This window comes from Hamadaea sp. NPDC050747 (assembly GCF_040654195.1).
Lineage (GTDB): Bacteria > Actinomycetota > Actinomycetes > Mycobacteriales > Micromonosporaceae > Hamadaea.
In genome coordinates, this window is record NZ_JBFAHM010000007.1 from 328,968 (window position 1) to 349,999 (window position 21,032).

The 21,032-nt window shown below is 70.0% G+C and carries 20 protein-coding genes; 6 read left to right on the forward strand and 14 right to left on the reverse strand.

From position 1 onward, the window contains the following. The first annotated feature begins 83 nt into the window (after window positions 1-83). On the forward strand, window positions 84-629 hold the full coding sequence (locus AB0H43_RS18915; protein WP_360000895.1) for a PadR family transcriptional regulator: 546 nt from the start codon (window positions 84-86) through the stop codon (window positions 627-629). Window positions 630-712: 83 nt separating this feature from the next. On the opposite strand, the gene ispG is transcribed toward AB0H43_RS18915, so the two are convergent. The 5 genes from ispG to AB0H43_RS18940 all read right to left on the reverse strand — a co-directional run bounded on the left by ispG (window position 713) and on the right by AB0H43_RS18940 (window position 7,198). Continuing rightward, window positions 713-1,882 (reverse strand): flavodoxin-dependent (E)-4-hydroxy-3-methylbut-2-enyl-diphosphate synthase, encoded by a 1,170-nt coding sequence (gene ispG / locus AB0H43_RS18920; RefSeq protein WP_360000658.1) that lies wholly within the window; start codon window positions 1,880-1,882, stop codon window positions 713-715. 7 nt (window positions 1,883-1,889) lie between these two features. Continuing rightward, complete coding sequence (locus tag AB0H43_RS18925) at window positions 1,890-3,131, reverse strand: site-2 protease family protein (RefSeq protein ID WP_360000659.1); 1,242 nt, start codon at window positions 3,129-3,131, stop codon at window positions 1,890-1,892. Next, window positions 3,128-4,309 carry a 1-deoxy-D-xylulose-5-phosphate reductoisomerase gene (gene dxr / locus AB0H43_RS18930; protein ID WP_360000897.1) on the reverse strand — a complete coding sequence of 394 codons (1,182 nt, stop codon included), beginning with the start codon at window positions 4,307-4,309 and terminating at the stop codon, window positions 3,128-3,130. The genes AB0H43_RS18925 and dxr overlap by 4 nt, the downstream gene beginning before the upstream one ends. 45 nt (window positions 4,310-4,354) lie before the next feature. Beyond that, on the reverse strand, window positions 4,355-4,912 hold the full coding sequence (locus AB0H43_RS18935; RefSeq protein ID WP_360000660.1) for a GNAT family N-acetyltransferase: 558 nt from the start codon (window positions 4,910-4,912) through the stop codon (window positions 4,355-4,357). Window positions 4,913-5,041: 129 nt separating this feature from the next. After that, window positions 5,042-7,198 carry an MMPL family transporter gene (locus AB0H43_RS18940; RefSeq protein WP_360000661.1) on the reverse strand — a complete coding sequence of 719 codons (2,157 nt, stop codon included), beginning with the start codon at window positions 7,196-7,198 and terminating at the stop codon, window positions 5,042-5,044. Between the two features lie 114 nt (window positions 7,199-7,312). Here AB0H43_RS18940 and AB0H43_RS18945 point away from each other — a divergent pair, with 114 nt between their 5' ends. After that, a complete protein-coding gene (locus tag AB0H43_RS18945; protein ID WP_360000662.1) occupies window positions 7,313-7,999 on the forward strand; it encodes a TetR/AcrR family transcriptional regulator in 687 nt (228 codons plus the stop codon). Between the two features lie 203 nt (window positions 8,000-8,202). Here AB0H43_RS18945 and AB0H43_RS18950 read toward each other — a convergent pair whose 3' ends face one another. Beyond that, entirely contained in the window at window positions 8,203-9,765 is a 1,563-nt protein-coding gene (locus tag AB0H43_RS18950; RefSeq protein ID WP_360000898.1) for a Rieske 2Fe-2S domain-containing protein, read from the reverse strand. Between the two features lie 137 nt (window positions 9,766-9,902). On the opposite strand from AB0H43_RS18950, the gene AB0H43_RS18955 reads away from it, so the two are divergent. After that, window positions 9,903-10,121 carry a DUF2631 domain-containing protein gene (locus AB0H43_RS18955; protein WP_360000663.1) on the forward strand — a complete coding sequence of 73 codons (219 nt, stop codon included), beginning with the start codon at window positions 9,903-9,905 and terminating at the stop codon, window positions 10,119-10,121. Window positions 10,122-10,275: 154 nt separating this feature from the next. Here the strand turns inward: AB0H43_RS18955 and AB0H43_RS18960 are convergent, their stop codons facing one another. The 8 genes from AB0H43_RS18960 to AB0H43_RS18995 form a co-directional block, all read right to left on the reverse strand. Further along, window positions 10,276-11,274 carry a DivIVA domain-containing protein gene (locus AB0H43_RS18960; protein ID WP_360000664.1) on the reverse strand — a complete coding sequence of 333 codons (999 nt, stop codon included), beginning with the start codon at window positions 11,272-11,274 and terminating at the stop codon, window positions 10,276-10,278. Beyond that, window positions 11,271-12,335, reverse strand: a complete 1,065-nt coding sequence (gene rlmN, locus AB0H43_RS18965; RefSeq protein ID WP_360000900.1) for a 23S rRNA (adenine(2503)-C(2))-methyltransferase RlmN — start codon at window positions 12,333-12,335, stop codon at window positions 11,271-11,273. Before rlmN ends, AB0H43_RS18960 begins: the two co-directional genes overlap by 4 nt. Before the next feature lie 164 nt (window positions 12,336-12,499). Next, window positions 12,500-13,675 (reverse strand): phosphatidate cytidylyltransferase, encoded by a 1,176-nt coding sequence (locus tag AB0H43_RS18970; protein ID WP_360000665.1) that lies wholly within the window; start codon window positions 13,673-13,675, stop codon window positions 12,500-12,502. Then, window positions 13,672-14,229: a ribosome recycling factor gene (gene frr / locus AB0H43_RS18975; RefSeq protein ID WP_290861941.1), complete on the reverse strand. Its 558-nt coding sequence runs from the start codon at window positions 14,227-14,229 to the stop codon at window positions 13,672-13,674. The genes AB0H43_RS18970 and frr overlap by 4 nt, the downstream gene beginning before the upstream one ends. An 85-nt stretch (window positions 14,230-14,314) precedes the next feature. Next, window positions 14,315-15,028 (reverse strand): UMP kinase, encoded by a 714-nt coding sequence (gene pyrH / locus AB0H43_RS18980; protein WP_253763662.1) that lies wholly within the window; start codon window positions 15,026-15,028, stop codon window positions 14,315-14,317. Window positions 15,029-15,161: 133 nt separating this feature from the next. Then, complete coding sequence (tsf, locus tag AB0H43_RS18985) at window positions 15,162-15,986, reverse strand: translation elongation factor Ts (protein ID WP_360000666.1); 825 nt, start codon at window positions 15,984-15,986, stop codon at window positions 15,162-15,164. Between the two features lie 37 nt (window positions 15,987-16,023). Beyond that, on the reverse strand, window positions 16,024-16,866 hold the full coding sequence (rpsB, locus tag AB0H43_RS18990) for a 30S ribosomal protein S2 (RefSeq protein WP_360000667.1): 843 nt from the start codon (window positions 16,864-16,866) through the stop codon (window positions 16,024-16,026). Window positions 16,867-17,135: 269 nt separating this feature from the next. Then, on the reverse strand, window positions 17,136-17,816 hold the full coding sequence (locus AB0H43_RS18995; protein WP_360000668.1) for a hypothetical protein: 681 nt from the start codon (window positions 17,814-17,816) through the stop codon (window positions 17,136-17,138). Window positions 17,817-17,992: 176 nt separating this feature from the next. Between AB0H43_RS18995 and AB0H43_RS19000 the strand changes: the two genes are divergently transcribed. The 3 genes from AB0H43_RS19000 to AB0H43_RS19010 are packed head-to-tail and all read left to right on the forward strand — an operon-like array spanning window position 17,993 to window position 21,032. Next, entirely contained in the window at window positions 17,993-18,352 is a 360-nt protein-coding gene (locus AB0H43_RS19000; protein ID WP_360000669.1) for a YraN family protein, read from the forward strand. Then, window positions 18,352-19,857, forward strand: coding sequence for a YifB family Mg chelatase-like AAA ATPase (locus tag AB0H43_RS19005; protein ID WP_360000670.1), 1,506 nt, complete (start codon window positions 18,352-18,354; stop codon window positions 19,855-19,857). The genes AB0H43_RS19000 and AB0H43_RS19005 overlap by 1 nt, the downstream gene beginning before the upstream one ends. Further along, window positions 19,854-21,032 carry a DNA-processing protein DprA gene (locus AB0H43_RS19010; RefSeq protein ID WP_360000671.1) on the forward strand — a complete coding sequence of 393 codons (1,179 nt, stop codon included), beginning with the start codon at window positions 19,854-19,856 and terminating at the stop codon, window positions 21,030-21,032. The genes AB0H43_RS19005 and AB0H43_RS19010 overlap by 4 nt, the downstream gene beginning before the upstream one ends.

Genomic DNA, 21,032 nt, shown 5'->3' on the forward strand with positions numbered 1-21,032 from the left:
AACGACTTCGCGAAGCGCATCACGCGCACCATGACCATGAGCATCGGCAGTTCGCCTTCGGCGGCCGCCCGGGCTTCCCGCCCATGCCGGGCTTCGGCCCCGGATTCGGGCCGGGACCGCACGGTCGCCGCGGCGGCGGTCGAGGCCGGGGACGCCGTGGCAACGTCCGCGCCGCGATCCTGGGCCTGCTCGCCGAGCGCCCCATGCACGGCTACGAGATGATCTCCGAACTGGAGACCCGCACCGGCGGCGTCTGGCGGCCCTCACCGGGCTCGGTGTACCCGACCCTGCAGCTACTGGAAGACGAAGGCCTGATCGAGGCCACCATTGCCGGAGCGCAAACGGATGCGTCGGGCACCGGCCCAGCTGGCGCAGTGGGCGGTCGCAAGAGCTACGCCCTGACCGAGGCAGGCCGCGCCGCGGCCGAGGCCGAGACCAACCGCGCCCCGTGGCAGGAGTTCACGGCCGACGAGGTCAGCGAGGCTCAGGACTTCCGACAGGCCGGGTTCGGGATCATGCAGGCCCTGCACCAGGTCGGTGCATCCGGTACGCCGGAGCAGCGCGCTCGCGCCCTGGAGATCCTCAACGAGACGCGCCGCAAGCTCTACGCCATCCTCGCCGAGGAGTGACCCGAGGGCGAATTATGCAAAAGCCCCGCTCGGTGTGAGCGGGGCTTTTGCTGCACGGCTAGTGGACTGGAGCCGGCCACAGGTCAGTGGACGGAGACTACCGGGCCGGCGAGTTCGCGGAGTTCTTCGGGGAGCTCGACACCCATCTGGACGGAGAGTTTGAGCGCCTCCTCGACCAGGGTCTCGACGATCTGCGACTCCGGCACGGTCTTGATGACCTCGCCCTTGACGAAGATCTGGCCCTTGCCGTTGCCGGACGCGACGCCGAGGTCGGCCTCCCGAGCCTCGCCGGGACCGTTGACGACGCAGCCCATGACGGCGACGCGCAGCGGAGCCGGGAACCCTTCGAGCGCGGCGGTGACCTGCTCTGCCAGCGTGTAGACGTCGACCTGGGCGCGACCGCAGGACGGGCAGGAGACGATCTCCAGGCCCCGCTCCTTCAGCCCCAGCGACTCCAGGATGGCGTGGCCGACCTTGACCTCCTCGACCGGCGGCGCCGACAGGGAGACCCGGATCGTGTCGCCGATGCCCTCGGCGAGCAGGGCGCCGAAGGCGACCGCGGACTTGATCGTGCCCTGGAACGCCGGGCCGGCCTCGGTCACACCGAGGTGCAGCGGATAGTCGCACTGCTCGGCCAGCTGCCGGTACGCCCGGATCATGACGACCGGGTCGTTGTGCTTGACGCTGATCTTGATGTCACGGAAGCCGTGCTCCTCGAACAGCGAGCACTCCCACAGCGCGCTCTCGACCAGGGCCTCGGCGGTCGCCTTGCCGTACTTCTCCAGCAGGCGCTTGTCGAGGGAGCCCGCGTTCACCCCGATGCGGATCGGCACGCCGGCTTCGGAGGCCGCCTTCGCGATCTCCTTCACCTTGTCGTCGAACTGGCGGATGTTGCCCGGGTTCACGCGTACGGCGGCGCAGCCCGCGTCGATCGCGGCGAACACGTACTTCGGCTGGAAGTGGATGTCGGCGATGACCGGGATCTGCGACTTCTTGGCGATCGCGGGGAGCGCCTCGACGTCGTCCTGGCTGGGCACCGCGACCCGGACGATCTGGCAGCCGCTCGCCGTCAGCTGGGCGATCTGCTGCAGGGTGGCGTTGACGTCGGCGGTCAGCGTCGTCGTCATGGACTGGACGCTGACCGGCGCGCCGCCGCCGACCGGCACCGAGCCGACCATGATCTGGCGGCTCTGGCGACGGGGGGCTAGGGCGGGCGGAGGAGTTGCCGGCATGCCGAGGTTGATCGCAGTCACAGCTCTCTCACTTGAAGATCGTGATGGGATTGACGACGTCCGCGGTGACGGTCAGCAGGGTGAACGCACCGAACACCAAGATTACGGCGTATGTGAGGGGCATCAGCTTGTAGTAGTCGACGCGACCCGGGTCACGCTTGCCGAGCCGCGCGTAGATCCACGACCGTGCCCTCTCGAACCACGCGATCGCGATGTGCCCGCCGTCCAGCGGCAACAGCGGCAGCAGGTTGAAGACGCCGACGAAGAAGTTCAGCCCCGCGATGATCAGCAGGGCGATCTCCCAGAAGCCCCGTTCGATGGCCTCGCCGGTGAGCCGGCTGGCGCCGACCACGCTGACCGGGCTGTCGGCGTCGCGCTGGCCGCCGCCGATCGCGTCGATCAGACCGGGGATCTTGTTCGGCAGGTTCTTGATCGAGGTCACCACGCCGGTGGCGGCGGCGCCCATCTGGTCGCCGGCGACCGGGATGGCCTCGATCGCGTTGTACTCGACCGTCTTCGGCAGGGCCGGGTCCCAGCCCAGTCCGACGCCGATCGCGGCGACCTTCTTGACCTCCCCGTCGGTGTCGTCGATCGGCGGTCGCTGGGCCTCGACCGGGGTCACCGTCGCGGTGGCGGTCTGCCCGTCGCGGACGTAGGTGATCGGGGTCGGCGTACCGGGGGTCAGCGCACGGATGGCGGTGACCAGGTCGGCGTAGTTCGCCACCTGGGTCGTGCCGACCGCGGTGACGAGGTCGCCGTCCTTCAGACCCGCCGCGAGGGCCGGGCCGTCGGTGGTGGTGCAGTCGCCCGAGGTGAGGTCCTTCGGCACGCAGTTCGCGATCGTCAGGTACGCCGGAGCCTTGGCGACGTCGGTGGCGGCCGGACCCGGATTGTCCGGGTTCGTCAGGGCAAAGTTCGCCGCGACCAGCCAGAAGATCAGGAACGCGAGGATGAAGTGCACCACGGAGCCGGCGACCATCACGATCGTCCGCTTCCACACGGGGTAGCGCCACATCGCGCGCGGGTCGTCGGCGTCCTCCTCCTGGGGAGTCATGCCGGTGATCTTGACGAAACCGCCCAACGGGATGCCTTTGATCCCGTATTCGGTCTCGCCCTTCTTGAACGACCACAGCGTCGGGCCGAAGCCGATGAAGTAACGGGTGACCTTCATCCCGAACATCTTGGCCGTCAGCATGTGCCCGGCCTCGTGCAACGAGACCGAGACCAGGATGGCCAAGGCGCCGAGGGCGATCCCCAGAATCAGCATCAAGAAACCTTCCCGACGATCAGCTCGGTCGCCCGAGTCCGCGCCCACTCTTCGGCGGCGAGCACGTCCTCGACGGTACCCGGTTCGTCGAGTTCCGGGGCGTCGCTGAGGACCTGGGCGACCGTGTCCACGATCGCCAAGAATGGCAGCCGTCCCTGAGAGAAGGCTGCGACGCACTCCTCGTTGGCGGCGTTGAAGATCGCCGGCCGGCAGCGGCCGGTCCGGCCGGCCTGCTTGGCCAGCTCGATCGCAGGGAAGGCCTCGGTGTCCAGGGGCCGGAACTCCCAGTTGTGCGCCATCGTCCAGTCCACCGGGGCGGCCGCTCCGGGCACCCGGTGCGGCCAGTCGAGGGCCAGCGCGATGGGCAGGTGCATGTCGGGCGGGCTCGCCTGGGCGATCGTCGAACCGTCGGCGTACTCGACGAGGGAGTGGATCACCGACTGCGGGTGCACCGTGACCTCGATGTCGTCATAGCTCACGTCGAACAGCTCGTGCGCCTCGATCACCTCGAGCGCCTTGTTGACCAGGGTGGCGGAGTTGATCGTGACGACCGGCCCCATGTCCCAGGTCGGGTGCTTGAGCGCCTCTTCGTAGGTCACGTCGGCCAGCTCCGCCCGGCGACGGTCGCGGAACGCTCCCCCACTCGCCGTCAGGATCAGCTTCCGAACCTCGGGCCGATCACCGGCCAGCAGGCACTGCGCCAACGCCGAATGCTCGCTGTCCACGGGCACGATCTGCCCGGGCCGCGAAACCTTCCGCACGAGGGGCCCACCGGCCACGAGCGACTCCTTGTTGGCCAGCGCGAGTACGCGACCAGCCCCCAACGCGGCCAGCGTCGGAGCGAGTCCCAGCGAACCGACGACCCCGTTGAGCACCACGTCGCAGGGCCACTCGGCGAGCTCGGCCATGGCCTGCGGACCGGCGAGGATCTTCGGGATCTTGAACTCGCCGGTGGCGTATCCGCGGCGGGCCGCCTCGGCGTAGAAGGCGAGCTGCAGGTCTTGGACCGCGCTCGCCTTGGCGACCCCGACGACCTCGACCTCGAGCGACAGCGCCTGCGCGGCCAGCAGCTCGACGTTGCCGCCACCCGCGCCGATCCCGACCACCCGGAAGCGATCCGGGTTCGCCCGGACGATGTCGATCGCCTGGGTGCCGATCGATCCGGTCGAGCCGAGCAGCACGATGGCGCGGGGTTCGCTCACGGGCATAACTCTACCCGTTCAAGATCAATTCGATCCGGCCCGCTGCCTCGGCAGAGTGACGTAACACTGCGCTTCACGGCCATACCAGCGAGTAGTCAGCCCTCGGGGGGACATGCCCAGCCGCTTCATGACGGCGATCGATCGCTCGTTCGTGGGGTACGCCACCGCGTACACCTCCGCGACCTGGTACTGGTTCAGCGCCAGGTCCAGTGCGCCGGTCGCCGCCTCGGTCGCATACCCGTGGCCCCAGGAATCGGGATGCAGATGCCAGCCGACCTCGATCTCGCCCCGGCCCTCGGAGCCGTCGGACGGTTCGGGCAGCGGTCCGAGCAGCACGGTCCCGGCCACGACCCCGGTCGCCTTTAGCTCCATCGCCCACGGGCCGTACCTGTGCTCGTTCTTCTCGTAGCGCGCCTGCCAGCGGGTCATGACCGCCCTGGCCTCGTCCGGGACCTGCAGCGGCTGCTCCATCCCGATCCAGCGAGTGACCTCGGCGTGCCGGTAGATCTCGAAGATCCGGTCGAGATCGTCAGGGGTGTCGCGCCATTCGCGGACGATCAGGCGCTCGGTCTCGAAAATCACCCGGCAACGGTAACCGGACTTCAGGCCTCCCCCTACAGCGCTGGATCAGGGATCTCGGTCGAATCTTGACCCATGATTCGACCGAGATCCCTGATCCAGCGCCAAAACCGGCGGCGCTCAGGCCGCGGGTCAGGCGCGGGCCGGTTCGCGGGAAGGGGCGGGCTGGGTGGGTGGAGGTGTGGCGGGGGTGTCGTGCTTGATGCCGAATCGGCGGTAGATCGCGCCCAGCGGACCGGGCGCCCACCAGTTCCACCGGCCGAGCAGCCGCATCGTCGCCGGCACCAGGATCATCCGGACGAGTGTCGCGTCGACGAGGATCGCGACCAGCATGCCGACGCCCATCATCTTCACGAACGCCATCTCGCCGGTGGCGAACCCGCCGACCACGATCGCCAGCAGCAGCGCGGCCGCGGTGATGATCCCGCCGGTGTGCTGTACGCCCCGCGCCACGGCCCGGGTGTTGTCGCCGGTGGCGTCCCACTCCTCCCGGATGCGGGAGAGCAGGAACACCTCGTAGTCCGTGGCCAGGCCGAACAGGATGACGAGGATGAGCACGAGGTTGGTGGGGTCGAGGAATCCCGTGCTGGTGAAGCCCATCGCCCCGGCCAGGTGACCCTCCTGGAAACCCCAGACGATGACGCCGAAGCTGGCCCCGATCGAGATCAGGTTCATCACGACCGCCTTGATCGGCAGCACCACCGAGCCGAACGCCAGGAACAGCAGCAGGAAGGTCGCGCCGGCCATGATCAGGGCCGCCCAGGGCAGCCGTTCACCGAGGCTGTCCAGCAGGTCGAGATCCATCGCGGCCCGCCCGGCGACCTGGGTCTGCGTACCCGACGGGGGTGGCAGGTCCCGCAGATCGCGAACGATGTCGCGGGTCGCCGCCTCGGACGGGTCGCCGTCGTAGTCGACGCTCAGCAGCGTCACGCCGTCCTTGGTGGCGACGAGGTCGGCGCCGGTCACCCCGTCGACCGCCCGAATCTGGTCCACATAGGAGGCCGAGGCGTCGCCCCTGACCAGCACCTGGATCGGGTAGTCCGAGGTCGCCCCGGTGAAGCCCGAATCCAGGCGGTCGTTCACCGTGCGTACGGTCGAATCCGGGGGCAGCAGCCGCTCGTCGAACCCGCCGAAGCTGATCCGCAGCGCCGGCAACGCGATGGTGATGAGGACCGCGGCCACGGCGACGGCGTACACCACCGGCCGCTTCATCACACTGTGCGCCAGCCGTCCCCAGGCGCCCCGCTCGTCACTCGCCGGCTCGGTCGCTGCTTTACGCGTACCAAAGGGGAGGCGAATGCGCCCCGCGTTGATCCGGGGACCGAGCAGGGCGAGGAACGCGGGCAGGACGGTCAGCGACGCGAGCATCGCGACGCCCACGGCCGCCATCCCCCCGAAGCCCATGGACCGCAGGAAGACCTGGGGGAACACAAGCAGGGACGAGAGCGCGAGCACGATCGTCAGACCCGAGACGAGCACCGTGCGCCCGGCGGTCTGGAGGGTACGCGTGATCGCCGCCGGAGTGTCGAGTCCGGCCGCCAGCTCCTCGCGGAACCGGCTGACGATGAACAGCGCGTAGTCGATCGCCATGCCGAGGCCGAGGATGGTGATGATGTTGATCGCGAAGACCGAGACGTCGGTGGCGTAAGTGATGAGCCGGACCGCGGCGAACGCGCCGAGGGTGGCGATCACCCCGACGATCAGCGGCGTGACCGCGGCGACCAGGCCGCGGAAGATGAACAGCAGCAACAGCAACAGGATCGGCATCGAGATCGTCTCGGCGAACGCGATGTCCTCACTGGTCTGCGAGTTGACCGACTTGAGGAACGCGATCGCCCCGCCCACCTCGGTCGTCACGCCCGGGACGTCGAGCGACGGGCGCAAATCGTCGTAGACCTCCCGCTTGGCGTCCTGATCGTCGCCGTGCAGGCGAATCGCCGCGTAGGTGGAGCGGCCGTCGGTCGAGGTCATCCGATTCGGGTCCCAGAGGACCTCGGACACCTCGGGGTTGCCCTTCAGGGTGGTCAGCGTGCTCGTGACCGCGGCGGAGTAGTCCGAGATCTGCTTGCCGTCGGGCGCGGTGTAGAGCGCGATCAGATCGATGCTCTGGTCACCGAAGATTTCCTTGATCTTCACGGTCGCCTGGTAGGACTCGCTGGCCCGGTTCTCAAAGCCCCCGCCGGTGAGCTTGCCGAACACCCCGGTGCCCCAAACCGCGCTGACGATCACCACGCCGAGCGCCACGAGCAGGACAGGCCAGCGGAACCGCTGGATCACCCTTCCCCACATCGCGTACCTCCCCCTTCGCCTCAGCTTGCGTTAAGCTGTGAGCGCTGCTTATTAGAGTTAACGCCGTTTACTTTGCCAACGCCGTTAACTCGTGTCAAGGAGAACGGGTGTCAGATGGCGACGAACCGCCGGGAACGACAACGGGAAGCCACGAAGCAGGAGATCCGCGACGCCGCGCGGGCCCAGCTCACGGCGGGCGGCCCGGCGTCGATCTCGCTGCGCGCGATCGCGCGTGACATGGGTCTCACCGCCGCCGCGCTCTACCGCTACTACGACAGCCTGGACGCGCTCGTCGAAGACCTTTGCGCCGACCGCTACGACGCGCTCACCGCCGAGGTCCTGGCCGCCCGGGACAACGGGGCCACCCCCCTCGACCAGCTACGCGAGGCGTGTCGCGTCTACCGCCGATGGGCCCTGCGCAATCCCCACGAGTACGCCTTGATCTGCGGCGAACCCGTCATCGACACGATGCACGACCACGTCGAGTCCACGCCGAAGGGCGACGCCGCGATGCGGTTCACCCTGGCCTTCCTCGAACCGTTCACCGCCGTCTGGCACGCCCGGACCACACCGCCGCAACCGCTCGTGCCCGGGGTGGCCGAGGCGCTCAGCGGGCCGAACGTCGAGGCTTTGCGCCAGGCACTGCCGATGGAAGGCGTGGCGTTCTTCCTCATCGGCTGGACCCGGCTCGCCGGCGCGATCACCATGGAGATCTTCGGCCACCTCCGCTGGGCGACCGACGACCCGGAGCCGCTGTTCGAGCAGAACCTCGACGACATGCTCCGCCAACTCACGATGTGAGCCCGCGCCCGCGCGCCCGTGCGCCCGCGCGCCCGCGCGCCTGCGCGCCAAGATCATCGCGTTATCCCGGGATAACGCGGCCTTGGCCGCCCCGAAAGGGGACGTTATCCCGCATAACGCGGCCGACCCGCGGACGGGGAGCCGACCCGCGGACGGTGCCCGACGGGAGCGACGGTCTGCACCCCGGCGGACCTGGGAAATGATTATTCGGCGCGCACAGAGCGAATCTCGTGGCCCACGCTGGTGAGGCACTTGCCGCTGGCGAGGTTGAACTTCCAGCCGTGGAGCTGGCAGGTCAGGACGTCGCCCTCGACGATGCCGAACCGGGTGAGGTCGGCCTTGAGGTGCGGGCAGCGGCGCTGGAACTGCCAGCCGTTCATGACGATGTCCTCGGCGTCCGGGCGCTGCGACTCGTACCAGCCTTCGGCGTACTGGAGGCGCTCCTCGGAGAGGCACTTGAAGAAGGCGTAGACGAACTCGTTGTACTGCCCGATCCGCGCGGCCGAGAATCGGCAGGACAGGAACAGCGAATTCACCCAGTCACCCTCGTCGATGTGCAGCAGGTGCTCGATCAGCCGCCGCTCGGTCTTGAACCGGTAGCGGACCTTCTCGTCGGCGGCCGGACGGACCTCTTTGCCCGGGAAGTCGACGACGATCGACTCGATGACCTCGCCGGCCGGGTCGGTCAGATCGAAGCGGACCGGCCCGCCGACGCCCTTGGCCAGGTAGACGGATTCGTCGAGGAGCGGCTCGATGCGCGCCTTCATCCCGGCGAGCACGTCGATCTCGGGATGCGACCAGCTCGCCTTCTCCCGCTCGATGACGACCCGCTGCCGGTCCCGGTACGCCTTGAGGTGCGTCTCCTTCTGCTCGAAGAACTCGTCCAGGTCGTCGACGGGGTGGGTGGTCGAGCACGTCTCGGTCGTCAGCTCGCTCACCGAACCGGGGAGGAGGACGACGCCGTTCGTGCCGCCGACCTTGGCGTACTCCCGCATGAACACGGATTGGTCGGGGAAGATGTTCCCCTCGTCGCCGGCTGAGCCACCGGTCCCGCCTGCGGCGGGCAAGTCGTTGAACTGCCAGAGTTCGTCGTCGAGGAAGCACGGCGGGCCGGCGATCGGGAAGACCCAGTCGGCCTTGAGATCGGCGATGTACCGCCAAGTGCGGTCGAACTGACGATCCCGCTTCTGCTTGCCGAACGCCGTCTTCGCCGCCTGCGGCAGCTCGTAGACCATCGGGTACCAGATGGCGCCGGAGAACTGCAGCATGTGCGCGTGGACGTGACCCAACTCCGCGAAGCGCGTGAGGTCGGTGGGACGGGCGTCGTTCTGGTTGAGCACGCGTACGCCATCGTACTCGACCCACAGCGAGGAGTCCCCGATCGGGCCGTCGGTCGGCGAGATCAGCGCCTGGATCATCACCTTCAACCCGCCGTCGAGTTCGTGCACCTCGTCGGACTTGGTCTTCAGGAAACTGGTGAAGCCGAGATCGCGCAGCTCGTCCTCGAGCTGACTGGTCGGGTACTCCGGCAGCAGCACCGTCGCGGACTTGCTGACGAACCGCTTGAGGTGCGCCGCGTCGAAGTGGTCGCGGTGCAGGTGCGAGACGTAGAGGTAGTCGCAGTCGCCCAGCGACTCCCAGTCGAGCTGGGAGTTGTCGGGGAACGGGAACCACGACGCGAAGTACGCCGGGTTCACCCACGGATCACACAGGATGCTGCCCGCCGCCGTGTCGATCCGCATACTCGCGTGCCCCGTGCCCGTGATCCGCACCGGTCCCGTCTCCCTCAGCTCGCCGCGTCCGCGTCCCGGCAGGCCGCCGGGCGTTATCCCCGCCCCGAGGCTACCGGACGCGTGGAGCATGCCAGACTAAGCACGTCAGCTTCGCCTGGAAGGACCGAACAGTGGCTGGAACCGAACCGGTGACCTCCCCCGATCAGCACAAGCCCACGCCGGTCAAGGCCGCCCGGATCGCGGGCGTGCTCTCGATCATCGCCCTGCTGCTGATGACGCTCGGCAACCACGAGGGCCGGGTCGAGGACGTCTTCCTCGTCACCTTCGCCGGGATCATCGCGGCGCTGATCATCATCGACGCCGTGCTGCGGCGGAACGGGCTTCGCTGAGCCCCGCGCTCTCTCTGGCGTGATCATCGCGTCAGGCATGCTGTTTACTCGGGCATTTCGCCGCGCGAAACAGCATGGGTGACGCGATGATCACCCCCGAAACGCAAGAGTCGCCGCGTCCCGAAGGGGCGCGGCGACTTCTGCGTAGAGCGGGCTAGCGCCGCCGGACGATGTCGCGTACTTCCCGCAACGCGGCGTCGACCTCGGCCTCGTAATAGCCGCCCGGCACCAGGCTGAACTGGGCCGGATCGAGTTCGTTGTCCCCGATGGGCGCGCCTGGCTGCCCGGCGAGCGCCCCGATGACGCCCTCGAAGAGCCGGTCGACCTGGGTGGGGTCGTAGCCGCTGCCGAACCGGCGCAGCTGGAAGGTCCGCCGCATCTGGTCGACCCGCTGGACGTCGGCCGCACCCGGGCCGTTCATCGCGGCCGCGGCCGGGCTGGTGAAGCCACCGCCCTGCGGAGCACCCCCGTACGCCGGCGGCGGCGTGACCGGAGCACCGTAAGTGTTCCCGGCCGGCGGAGCGGGCCGCTCGAACTCCGGACCCGGCCCGTAGCTGTCCCGCGACGGCGGAGGCGGCGCCTGGAAGCCCTGCGGCGCCTGCGGACGGTCGAAACCGCCGGGCGGCGCGGCCGGCGGGCGCTCGAAGGATCCCGGCGGCGGCGGCGACGGCGGCATCCGCATCTCGGTGGTCATGTCGGCCTTGCCGTGGCGGCCCGGATCGAACCCGGCCCCACCGCCGACCCCGACGGGACCCCCGTCGTAACCGCCGAAAGCCGGCTCCGGCTCGAATCGCTGCGGCTGCGGGACCGGACGCGACGGCAGCGGCGGCTGCTGCGGCCCGCCGACCGGCGGAACCGGACCGGGACGCTCGGTCGCCCGCAGCGCCTCGCCCCGGCCGGGCCCCTTGGCCCGCTCCTCGAGCTCGGCCAGCTGCCGCTCGACCCGGTCCAGGTGCAGGTCGACCTGCCACTCGTCATAGCCGCCGAAGCGTACGCGGAACACGACGTCGTGGACCTCCTGCGAGGTGACGTGCGCGCCCGGGGCCCCGTTCAGCGTGGCCTCCACCCGGTCGAGGAAGGTGTCGACCTCGTCGACCTTGTAACCCCGCCGTACGGCCCGACGCCTGAAACGCTGGCCACCCTGTCCGCTCATGCCGACTCCTCGCTAGCCGCCAACTGTCCACACGCTCCGTCGATCTCGCGCCCCCGCGTATCACGCACAGTAGTCGGGACTCCGGCCGCGCGCAGCCGCCGGACGAACTCCCGTTCCACGGGCTTGGGGCTCGCGTCCCATTTACTGCCCGGCGTGGGGTTGAGCGGGATCAGGTTCACATGGGCCAGCCGCCCCGCGAGCAGCTTGCCCAGCAGGTCCGCGCGCCAGGGATGATCGTTGACGTCCCGGATCATCGCGTACTCGATGGAGACCCGGCGCCCCGTCTTCGCTGCGTAAGCCCACGCCGCATCGAGCACTTCGGCTACCTTCCAGCGCTGGTTGACCGGCACGAGTTCATCGCGAAGCTCATCATCGGGCGCGTGCAGCGACAGCGCAAGAGTGACGGAGAGGTCCTCCTCGGCCAACTTCCGCATCGCGGGGACCAGGCCGACGGTGGAGACGGTGATGTGCCGCTGGGACAGGCCGAGGCCCTCCGGCGCCGGGCTCGTCAGGCGGCGGACCGCCTCGATGACCCGGGGATAGTTGGCCAGCGGCTCGCCCATGCCCATGAAGACGACATGGCTTAGCCGGTTGGGGCTGCCGGGTACGCCGCCCGAAGCGGCCACTCCGGCCAGGTAGACCACCTGGTCGACGATTTCGGCGATGGACAGGTTGCGGGTGAGCCCGGCCTGCCCGGTCGCGCAGAACGGGCAGGCCATGCCGCAGCCCGCCTGGCTGGAGATGCAGACGGTGACCCGGTCCGGATAGCCCATCAGGACGCTCTCGACCAGGGAACCGTCGTGTAGCCGCCACAGCGCTTTCCGGGTCGCGCCGTCGTCGCACTGCAATTCGCGTACGGGGGTGAGGAGCTGAGGCAGCAGATCGCCCGCGAGCCGATCGCGGGCGGTCAGCGGGATGTCGGTCATCCGGGCCGGGTCCCGCTCGAGTCTCGCGAAGTAGTGCGTCGACAGCTGGGCGGCTCGGAACTCCTTCTCCCCCAGGGCGGCGACGGCCACCCGCCGGGCGGGCAGGTCCAGGTCGGCGAGGTGACGCGGCGGCAGCTTGGCGCGATGCCGCGCCGTGGCCGCCGGTTCGCTCGCGCCCCGCTCCAGCACTATCGGCTTGCGGTCGACGGAGAGCAGCGGCAGTTCAGTCATGGTCGTTCCAGTGTCCCACGCCGGAACCAGCGTCCGTGGCCTCGGTGGCGTCACTCACCACAGACTCTTCAGGAGGTGGGAGCCAGGATCGAGAACAACAGGTAGGCCGCGGGCAGCGCGAACAAGATCGAGTCCAGCCGGTCCATGAGGCCGCCGTGACCGGGCAGCAGGTTGCTCATGTCCTTGATCCCGAGATCCCGCTTGAGCAGCGACTCCGCCAGATCGCCCAGCACACAGGCCACCGCGACGACCGCCCCGAACACCGCGCCCCACCAGGGCGCCACGTCCAAGGTCAGCCAGACCAGCACGGCCGAGCCGGCCGCGGCCCAGACGATGGACCCGCCGAACCCCTCCCAGCTCTTCTTCGGGCTGATGGTGGGGGCCATCGGATGCTTGCCGAACAGGACGCCGCTCACGAAACCGCCCGTGTCCGACAGGATCACCGCGGCGAGCGTGCACAGGATGCGCCACTGGCCGTCGTCGGCGGTGGTCATCGGCACCGCGAAGCCCAGCAGGAACGGGACGTAGACCATGATCAGGGCGGAGGCCCCGATGTCGCGCTGATAGTTCGCCGGCCCGTCGGCCAGCCGCCACACGAAGACCGCCAGCACGGTGATCAGCAGGCCCAGGCTCAGCGCCTCCAGGCCGCGGAACCAGGTCAGGCTCAGCATGACCGCGCCGCCGACCATCAACGGGATCAGCGGCGGGTTCGCGCCGGTCGGGCGGATCGCCCGGACCAGCTCCCAGATGCCGATCGAGCTCGCGGCGATCAGGATCAGCAGGAACCACGGCTGCCGCGCGTAGAACAGCACGCCCAGCACCGTCCCGGCCAGGGCGATCCCGACCGCGATCGACACCGGCACGTTGCGGCCGGCGGACCGGCGGCGGCGTCCGCGCCGGCCGGGCGTCGACTCGGGCTCGGACTCCGCGGCGCTCGTCGTCTCCGACTCAGTGGTACGCACAACGTCCGGCTCGGTGACGCGAGCCGGTTCCGAGGCCGCACTGATCCGCGAAGTCTCACTGGTCCGCCTGACTTCGCCGGTACGCGGAGCTTCGCTGGTACGCGGAGCTTCGCTGGTACGCGGCGCACGGCGCTCACGCGGCGGCGGTTCGGCGGCCGCGGCTGGGGTGTCGTCGGAGCGCTCGAAGAAGCCGCCCGCCGAGTCGTCCTCGCCGAGGCCGCGCAGCCGGGCGTACGCGTTGGCGCCGGCGCCCCAGCCGGGGTCCGTCCCGTCGTCGCTCATACCTCGAGCAGCTCGGCTTCCTTGTGCTTGAGCAGCTCGTCGACGACCGCCGTGTACTTGTGCGTCAGGTCGTCCAGCTCCTTCTCCGCCCGCCGGCCCTCGTCCTCGCCCGCCTCGCCGTCCTTGACGATCCGGTCGAGCTCCTCCTTGGCCTTGCGGCGGATGTTGCGGACGGCCACCTTCGCGTCCTCGCCCTTGCCCCGAGCGATCTTGATCATGTCGCGCCGGCGCTCCTCGGTCATCTGGGGGACGACGATCCGCAGGAGCGTGCCCTCGTTGGCCGGGTTGACCCCGAGGTCGGAGTCGCGGATGGCCTTCTCCATCGCGCCGAGCTGCGAAGAGTCGTACGGCTTGATGATGACCATGCGAGGCTCGGGCACCGAGACCGACGCCATCTGGGGCAGCGGCGTGGGCGTGCCGTAGTAGTCGATCGAGATCTTGGAGAACATCGAGGCGTTGGCGCGTCCGGTCCGGATCGCCGCGAACTCCTCCTTGGCGTGCTCGACCGCCCGGTCCATCTTCTCCTCGGCCTCGAGGAGCGTGTCGTCGATCACGGGCTTCGTCGCCTCCTTAGGCTGCTGTGCTTCGCTGTCGCGCCACGAGGCGCGGTGGCTCACGTCTGGTCGGTTCCATCATCCGCTACTCGGCGGTGATGAGCGTGCCGATCTTCTCGCCGCTGACCGCCTTCACGATGGTGTCGTCGCCTTCGGCGGCGAAGACCAGCATCGGCAGGCCGTTGTCCATGCAGAGGGAGAACGCCGCCTGGTCGGCGACGCGCAGCCCCCGGCGCAGCGCCTCGGCGAAGGTCAGGGTGTCGAGCTTGACCGCGTCCGGTTCGGTCCGCGGATCGGCGGTGTAGACGCCGTCGACGCCGTTCTTGCTCATCAGCACGATGTCGGCGTGGATCTCCAGCGCGCGCTGGGCCGAGACGGTGTCGGTCGAGAAGTAGGGCATTCCCGCGCCGGCACCGAAGATGACGACTCGGCCCTTCTCCAGGTGCCGGATCGCCCGCAGCGGGATGTACTGCTCGGCGACCTGGGCCATGCTGATCGCCGTCTGCACCCGCGTCTCGATGCCTTCCTTCTCCAGGAAGTCCTGCAGGGCCAGGCAGTTCATGACGGTGCCGAGCATGCCCATGTAGTCGGCGCGAGCCCGGTCCATGCCGCGCTTCTGCAGCTCGGCGCCCCGGAAGAAGTTGCCGCCGCCGACCACGACCGCCACCTGGACGCCCTTGCGGACGACGGTGGCGATCTGCCGGGCGACCCCGGCCACCACGTCGGGGTCGACGCCGACGGCGCCACCGCCGAAGACCTCGCCGGACAGCTTCAGAACCACCCGGCGCGCCCGGGTCATCACCTGCTCGGTCACTGCACCACCCCTTCGTAGCTGACCCCGCCCGCCCGCGATGAGTCGTCGAGCGGTCCGGGAAGACGATATGCCACGGGGAGGCCGTGGCTCACACCAACGACCTCCCCGCGCGTGCCCGTCAGGCCTGGCCGACCTCGAACCGCGTGAACGCGGTCACGGTCACCCCGGCCTCGGCGAGGACCTGGGCCACCGTCTTCTTCGGGTCGGTCACCGAAGCCTGCTCGACCAGGACGAAGTCCTTGAAGAAGGAGTTCACCCGGCCCTCGATGATCTTCGGCAGGGCCGCCTCCGGCTTGCCCTCCTCGCGAGCGGTCTGCTCGGCGATGCGGCGCTCGGACTCGACGATCTCGGCCGGGACCTCGTCCCGCGAGACGTACTTCGGACGCATCGCGGCGATCTGCATCGCCACGCCCCGGGCGTCGTCCGCGCCGGCCTCGTCGTCCTTGCCGGCGTACTGCACGGCCACGCCGACCTGCGGCGGCAGGTCCGCGCTCTTGCGGTGCATGTAGACCGCGATGGTGCCGTCGAGGACGGAGAACCGGTTCACGACCAGCTTCTCGCCGATCGCGGCCGACGACTCCTGCAGCACGTCGGCGACGCTCTTGCCGTCGAGCTGCGAGGCGAGCAGCGCGTCGACGTCGGCCGGCTTGACCGCGTCCACGTGCTCGACCAGCTTCTGGGCCAGCGCGATGAAGTCCGCGTTCTTGGCGACGAAGTCTGTCTCGCAGTTCAGCTCGAGCAGCGCGGAGCCGGAGTGGGCGACCAGGCCGTTGGCCGTGGTGCGGCCGGCCCGCTTGCCGACGTCCTTGGCGCCCTTGACGCGCAGGATCTCGACGGCCTTGTCGAAGTCGCCCTCGGACTCCTCCAGCGCCTTCTTGCAGTCCAACATGCCGGCGCCGGTGAGGTCACGCAGGCGCTTGACATCTGCAGCGGTGAAAGACATCTGACTCTTCCTCAGTTCTCGGTCGGTCTTGCGACGGTCACTCGGCGGCGGGGGCGGCGGGAGCGGTCTCGCCGGCCTCGGCGGCCTTGGCCGCGTCGCCCTCGAGCAGCTCGCGCTCCCACTCGGCCAGCGGCTCGTCGGCGGCGACGGCGCCCGCGTCCGGCTTGGCCTCGGCGCCACGGGTCGACTTGCCCGAACGCGCGATCAGACCGTCGGCGACGGCCGCCGCGACGACCTTGGTCAGCAGCTCGGCCGAACGGATCGCGTCGTCGTTGCCCGGGATCGGGTAATCGACCTCGTCGGGGTCGCAGTTGGTGTCCAGCACCGCGATGACCGGGATGCCCAGCTTGCGGGCCTCGTCGACGGCGATGTGCTCCTTCTTGGTGTCGACGACCCAGATCGCCGCCGGGAGCTTCTGCATGTCGCGCAGGCCGCCGAGGGTCTTGCTCAGCTTGTCCTTCTCGCGCTGGAGCTGCAGGGTCTCCTTCTTGGTGTAACCCTTCTCCGCGCCCAGCTGATCGATCGCCTCGAGCTCCTTCATGCGCTGGAGCCGCTTGTAGACCGTCTGGAAGTTGGTGAGCATGCCGCCCAGCCAGCGGTGGTTCACGTAGGGCATGCCGACCCGGCTGGCCTGCTCGGCCACGGCCTCCTGGGCCTGCTTCTTGGTGCCGACGAAGAGCACCGAGCCGCCCTCAGCGACGGTGTTCTTGACGAAGTCGTACGCCTTCTCGATGTAGTCGAGCGTCTGGCGCAGGTCGATGATGTAGATGCCGTTGCGCTCGGTGAAGATGAAGCGCTTCATCTTCGGGTTCCAGCGACGCGTCTGGTGCCCGAAGTGAACGCCGCTCTCCAGCAGCTGGCGCATGGTGACGACGGCCATGTGGATGGCTCCTTGCCTGTTCCCTGGTTGTCGCGCAGACCGGTCGGCCTGCGCCCTGGCGCCCACACCGCGACCCGGCGGGCCCACCACGAGGCGGGACCAGGGAGGCCGCGCGTGCCCGATCCAGCGCTCGCGGAATCAGGAGTTGGGCGCGCGAAGTTGACCGCACGGGGCGGTCACCGATGGACCAGTCTACGCCGCCGCGATCCGGCCACCCCAGCCAGGGTGGCGTACGCCTCGCCGACGGCCCGGGCGGCCGAGCTGAGGGCTCAGGCGGCCGCGCCGGCGGCGATCATCAAGATCAACCCGATCGGCAGGTATGCCAACGGGGTCCTCAGGAACGCCTTCGGCCCGCCATGGGCCGCCCCCGTGATCAGGGCGTAGAAGCCGAGCCCGAACAGCGGCAGCGCCATCATCATGAGCCCGCCCGCCACGATGCGGCTCACGTCGAACTGGAAGACGCCCCGGACGAAGACGAGAAACATGATCAGCTCGAAGACGCCCAGGGACAGCCCGATCAGCACCGCGTGCATCGGCTTGCGGCTCCGGTAGACGCCGGCCTCGGCGTCCCGTTCGGCTGAGCGGGAGCGAGGCTCTGGGCGTACCTCGGGCGCCATCTGCGTCGGCGGCGCGATCTGGGTCGGCGGCGGTTCCATCATCGGCGCGCGCTCCGGCGGCCGGGGGCCGAACGCCGGGCCGGGACCGGCCGGAGAGCCGGGGCCGGGGCCGTAGCCAGGTTCGAAGGCCGGTTGCGGTGGCGCGGGCGGCCCGAAGCGGTTCGGCTCGCCGTAGCCCGCGTTCACGTCCGCCATCGGGTAGCCGCCGCGACCACGCTCCTCGTCGCGGTAGCCACCGCCACCGCGCCGGTCGCGCCAGTCACCTTCGTACCCGCGGTCCTCGCCGGGCCACCGCTCGTCCGCGTATCCGCGGTCACCGTCGTATCCGCCCACGGCGGTAGACCGTAGGCGCTTTCCCGCCGGAATGCCAATCCGCGCTGCCCGGCCGGTGACATCACCTCGGCCGTACGGAGGATGTCTGGGGCACTTTTCCCCACGGTGTCGCAATCCACAGTCTCGCGTACGCCGCGGTGGCGCCGACCCGGCCGGAGTCGGGAGGCTCCCGGCTCATGACAAGAACGCGGCGCGCCTTCGGGGCGTGGGGCGAGCAGGTCGCCGAGGCGTACCTGCGGCAGCTGGGGCTGGTGGTGGTCGACCGGAACTGGCGCTGCCCCGACGGCGAACTGGACCTGATCGCGCTGGACGGCGACGTGATCGTCTTCTGCGAGGTGAAGACCCGGCGAAGTCTGCTGTTCGGCTCCGGCGTCGAGGCGGTGCTGGGCCGCAAGGCAAGCCGCGTACGCCGATTGGCCGCCATCTGGCTCGCCGAGCACGACGCGGACGGCCGGGAGCTGCGGTTCGACGTCATCGGGGTCCGCCCGGGGGAAGGGCGTACGCCCCGGATCGACCACGTGACGGGTGCGTTCTAGTGAGCTACGCCAAGGTGCACGCGGCCGGCGTCAGTGGAGTCACCGGGGTCCTCGTCGACGTCGAAGCCGACGTCGCGCTGGGGATGCCGCAGCTGGTCGTATCAGGGCTGCCGGACGCCGCTCTGCACGAGGCCCGCGACCGCGTACGCGCGGCGCTGGTCAACGCGGGCGAGGAGTGGCCACAGCGCCGGATGACGGTCAACCTCCGCCCGGCCACCGTACGCAAGCAGGGGTCGAGCTTCGATCTCGGGATCGCCGTGGCGATTCTCGGCGGGGCCGGGCGGCTGCCGCTGGCCGCGCTGGACGGCGTGGCGCTGATCGGGGAGCTGGGCCTGGACGGCATGATCCGGCCCGTCCGCGGGGTGCTGCCGATGGTGATGGCCGCCGCCCGGGCCGGACTGACTCAAGCGATCGTTCCGCAGGCCAACGCCGCCGAGGCCGCTCTGGTGCCCGGCGTACGCGTCAAGGCGGCCTCCTCGCTGAACGCCGTCATGAGCTACGTCCGGGACGGCGTGGAGCTGCCCGCCGCCCTACCGGCCCTGACCCCCGACTCTCGACCGCAGCTGGACCTGGCCGAGGTCGTCGGCCAGGAGCACGCCAAGGTCGCGTTGGAGGTCGCCGCCGCGGGCGGGCACCATCTGAGCCTTCTCGGACCGCCCGGAGCGGGCAAGACGATGCTCGCCGCCCGGCTGCCCGGACTCCTGCCGCCGCTGGACGATCGGGCGGCGCTGGAGGTGACCTCGCTCTATTCGATCGCCGGACGGCTCGCTCCCGGAGCCGGTCTCGTGCGGCACCCGCCGTTTCAGGCCCCGCACCACACGACGAGCACGGCGGCGCTGCTCGGCGGCGGGACCGGGCTGGCTCGACCGGGCGCGATCTCGCTGGCCCATCGCGGCGTGCTCTTCCTCGACGAACTGCCCGAGTTCAGCCGGACGGCCTTGGAGGCGCTTCGCCAGCCGCTGGAGGAGGGCTCGGTCCGGATCGGACGGTCCAAGGACTTCGTCAGCTACCCGGCACGGGTGCAACTCGTCACCGCGGCGAACCCCTGTCCCTGCGCCCGGCCTGGTGGCGACGCCTTCTGCGAATGCTCGCCGACGGTCCGCCGCCGTTATCTGGGCCGGTTGTCCGGGCCGTTGATGGACCGGATCGATCTCCACGTCGAGCTGTTCCCGGTGACCTCGGCCCGACTGTTCGCCGTGGACGATCTGGTCGAGACCACCGAGACCGTCGCCCGACGCGTCTCCGCCGCCCGATCCGCCGCCGCCGAGCGCTGGCGAGCGTACGGGTGGCAGGTCAACGCGGAGGCGGCCCGGTCGGCCCTTCGGCTGCCGCCGAGCGCCACCGCCGACCTCCGTCACCGCATCGACACCGGGCTGCTGTCGGCCCGGGGCTACCTCCGTGTTCTGCGGGTCGCCTGGACTCTGTGCGATCTGGCCGGCGCCGACCGGCCGACGCGCGAAGACGTGGCGACCGCTTTGGCTCTGCGATTGGGAGATCTGAGATGAGCACCGACGACCGCGTACGCCTGGCCCGCATCGCCCTCGGCTGTCTGGTCGAGCCCGGCCGGAAGGACGTCTTCGAACTGGTCACAGTGGACGGGCCGGAGGCGGCGCTGGACCGCCTCTGCGCCGGTGACGCGGCGGCGTCCGAAGCGGTCCGCAGCCGCCTGGCCGGGGCCGACCCCTGGGAACTCGCCCGGCGGCATCTCGCCACCACCGAGCGTGTCGGCGCGCGGCTGCTGACGCCGGAGGACGACGAATGGCCGGGCGCCCGGCTGGCCGACCTGGCCCGGATCTCCCGCCCGACGGTGTCCGGGGGAACGGCGGTCGACCGCGATACCTTCCCACCCCAGTGCCTCTGGGTACGCGGAGCGCTGCCGCTGGCCGCGACGGTGGCGCGGTCGGTGGCGATCGTCGGCGCCCGCGCGAGTACGCCCTACGGCGATCACGTGGCCGCCGAGCTGAGCTACGGCCTGGCCCGCAAGGGGTACGCCGTGGTGTCCGGAGGCGCGTTCGGCATCGACGCCGCCGCGCATCGGGGCGCCCTGGCCGCCGGTGGCCCGACGATCGCCGTCCTCGCCTGCGGCGTCGATCGGGCGTACCCGATGGGGCACGCCGGTCTGTTGGAGCAGATCTCGGAGGCCGGACTGGTCCTCAGCGAGTGGCCGCCCGGGAGCGAGCCGTTGCGCTTCCGCTTCCTCATCCGCAATCGCGTGATCGCCGCGCTGACCCAGGGGACGGTGATGGTCGAGGCCGCGGCCCGCAGCGGGAGCCGTCAGACCCTGCACCGGGCGTTGCAGCTCGGGCGGGCCGCGATGGCGGTACCCGGTCAGGTGACCTCGGCCGCCTCCGTCGGCTGCCACGAGGAGCTGCGCAAACCCGAGGTGCTGCCGGTGGCGAACGTCGCCCACGTGCTGGAGGAGGTCGGCCGGATCGGCGCCGACCTCGCCCCGCCGGTGCTCGGCCCGGAACGGCCGGAGGACCAGCTCGACGAGGTCGAACACCGCCTGATGGACGCCGTGCCGGCCCACCGGCCGATGTTGTGCGGCGACATCGCGCGCATCGCGGGCATCCCCGTACGCGTGGCGCTGGCGAAGCTGCCCGCGCTGGTCACGAAGGGTCTCCTGGAAGAGCGCGGAGGCGCGTATCGGCTGCCCGCCCAGCGAGCGGACCGGCGATGA

Bases quoted from the DNA above. Each gene is read 5' to 3' on its own strand.
- AB0H43_RS18915 (WP_360000895.1), top strand. From the start codon at position 84: ATGCCGGGCTTCGGCCCCGGATTCGGGCCGGGACCGCACGGTCGCCGC.
- AB0H43_RS18940 (WP_360000661.1), bottom strand. From the start codon at position 7,198: ATGTGGGGAAGGGTGATCCAGCGGTTCCGCTGGCCTGTCCTGCTCGTG.
- AB0H43_RS18945 (WP_360000662.1), top strand. From the start codon at position 7,313: ATGGCGACGAACCGCCGGGAACGACAACGGGAAGCCACGAAGCAGGAG.
- AB0H43_RS18960 (WP_360000664.1), bottom strand. From the start codon at position 11,274: ATGAGCGGACAGGGTGGCCAGCGTTTCAGGCGTCGGGCCGTACGGCGG.
- AB0H43_RS18970 (WP_360000665.1), bottom strand. From the start codon at position 13,675: ATGAGCGACGACGGGACGGACCCCGGCTGGGGCGCCGGCGCCAACGCG.
- pyrH (WP_253763662.1), bottom strand. From the start codon at position 15,028: ATGACCCGGGCGCGCCGGGTGGTTCTGAAGCTGTCCGGCGAGGTCTTC.
- tsf (WP_360000666.1), bottom strand. From the start codon at position 15,986: ATGTCTTTCACCGCTGCAGATGTCAAGCGCCTGCGTGACCTCACCGGC.
- rpsB (WP_360000667.1), bottom strand. From the start codon at position 16,866: ATGGCCGTCGTCACCATGCGCCAGCTGCTGGAGAGCGGCGTTCACTTC.
- AB0H43_RS19000 (WP_360000669.1), top strand. From the start codon at position 17,993: ATGACAAGAACGCGGCGCGCCTTCGGGGCGTGGGGCGAGCAGGTCGCC.
- AB0H43_RS19010 (WP_360000671.1), top strand. From the start codon at position 19,854: ATGAGCACCGACGACCGCGTACGCCTGGCCCGCATCGCCCTCGGCTGT.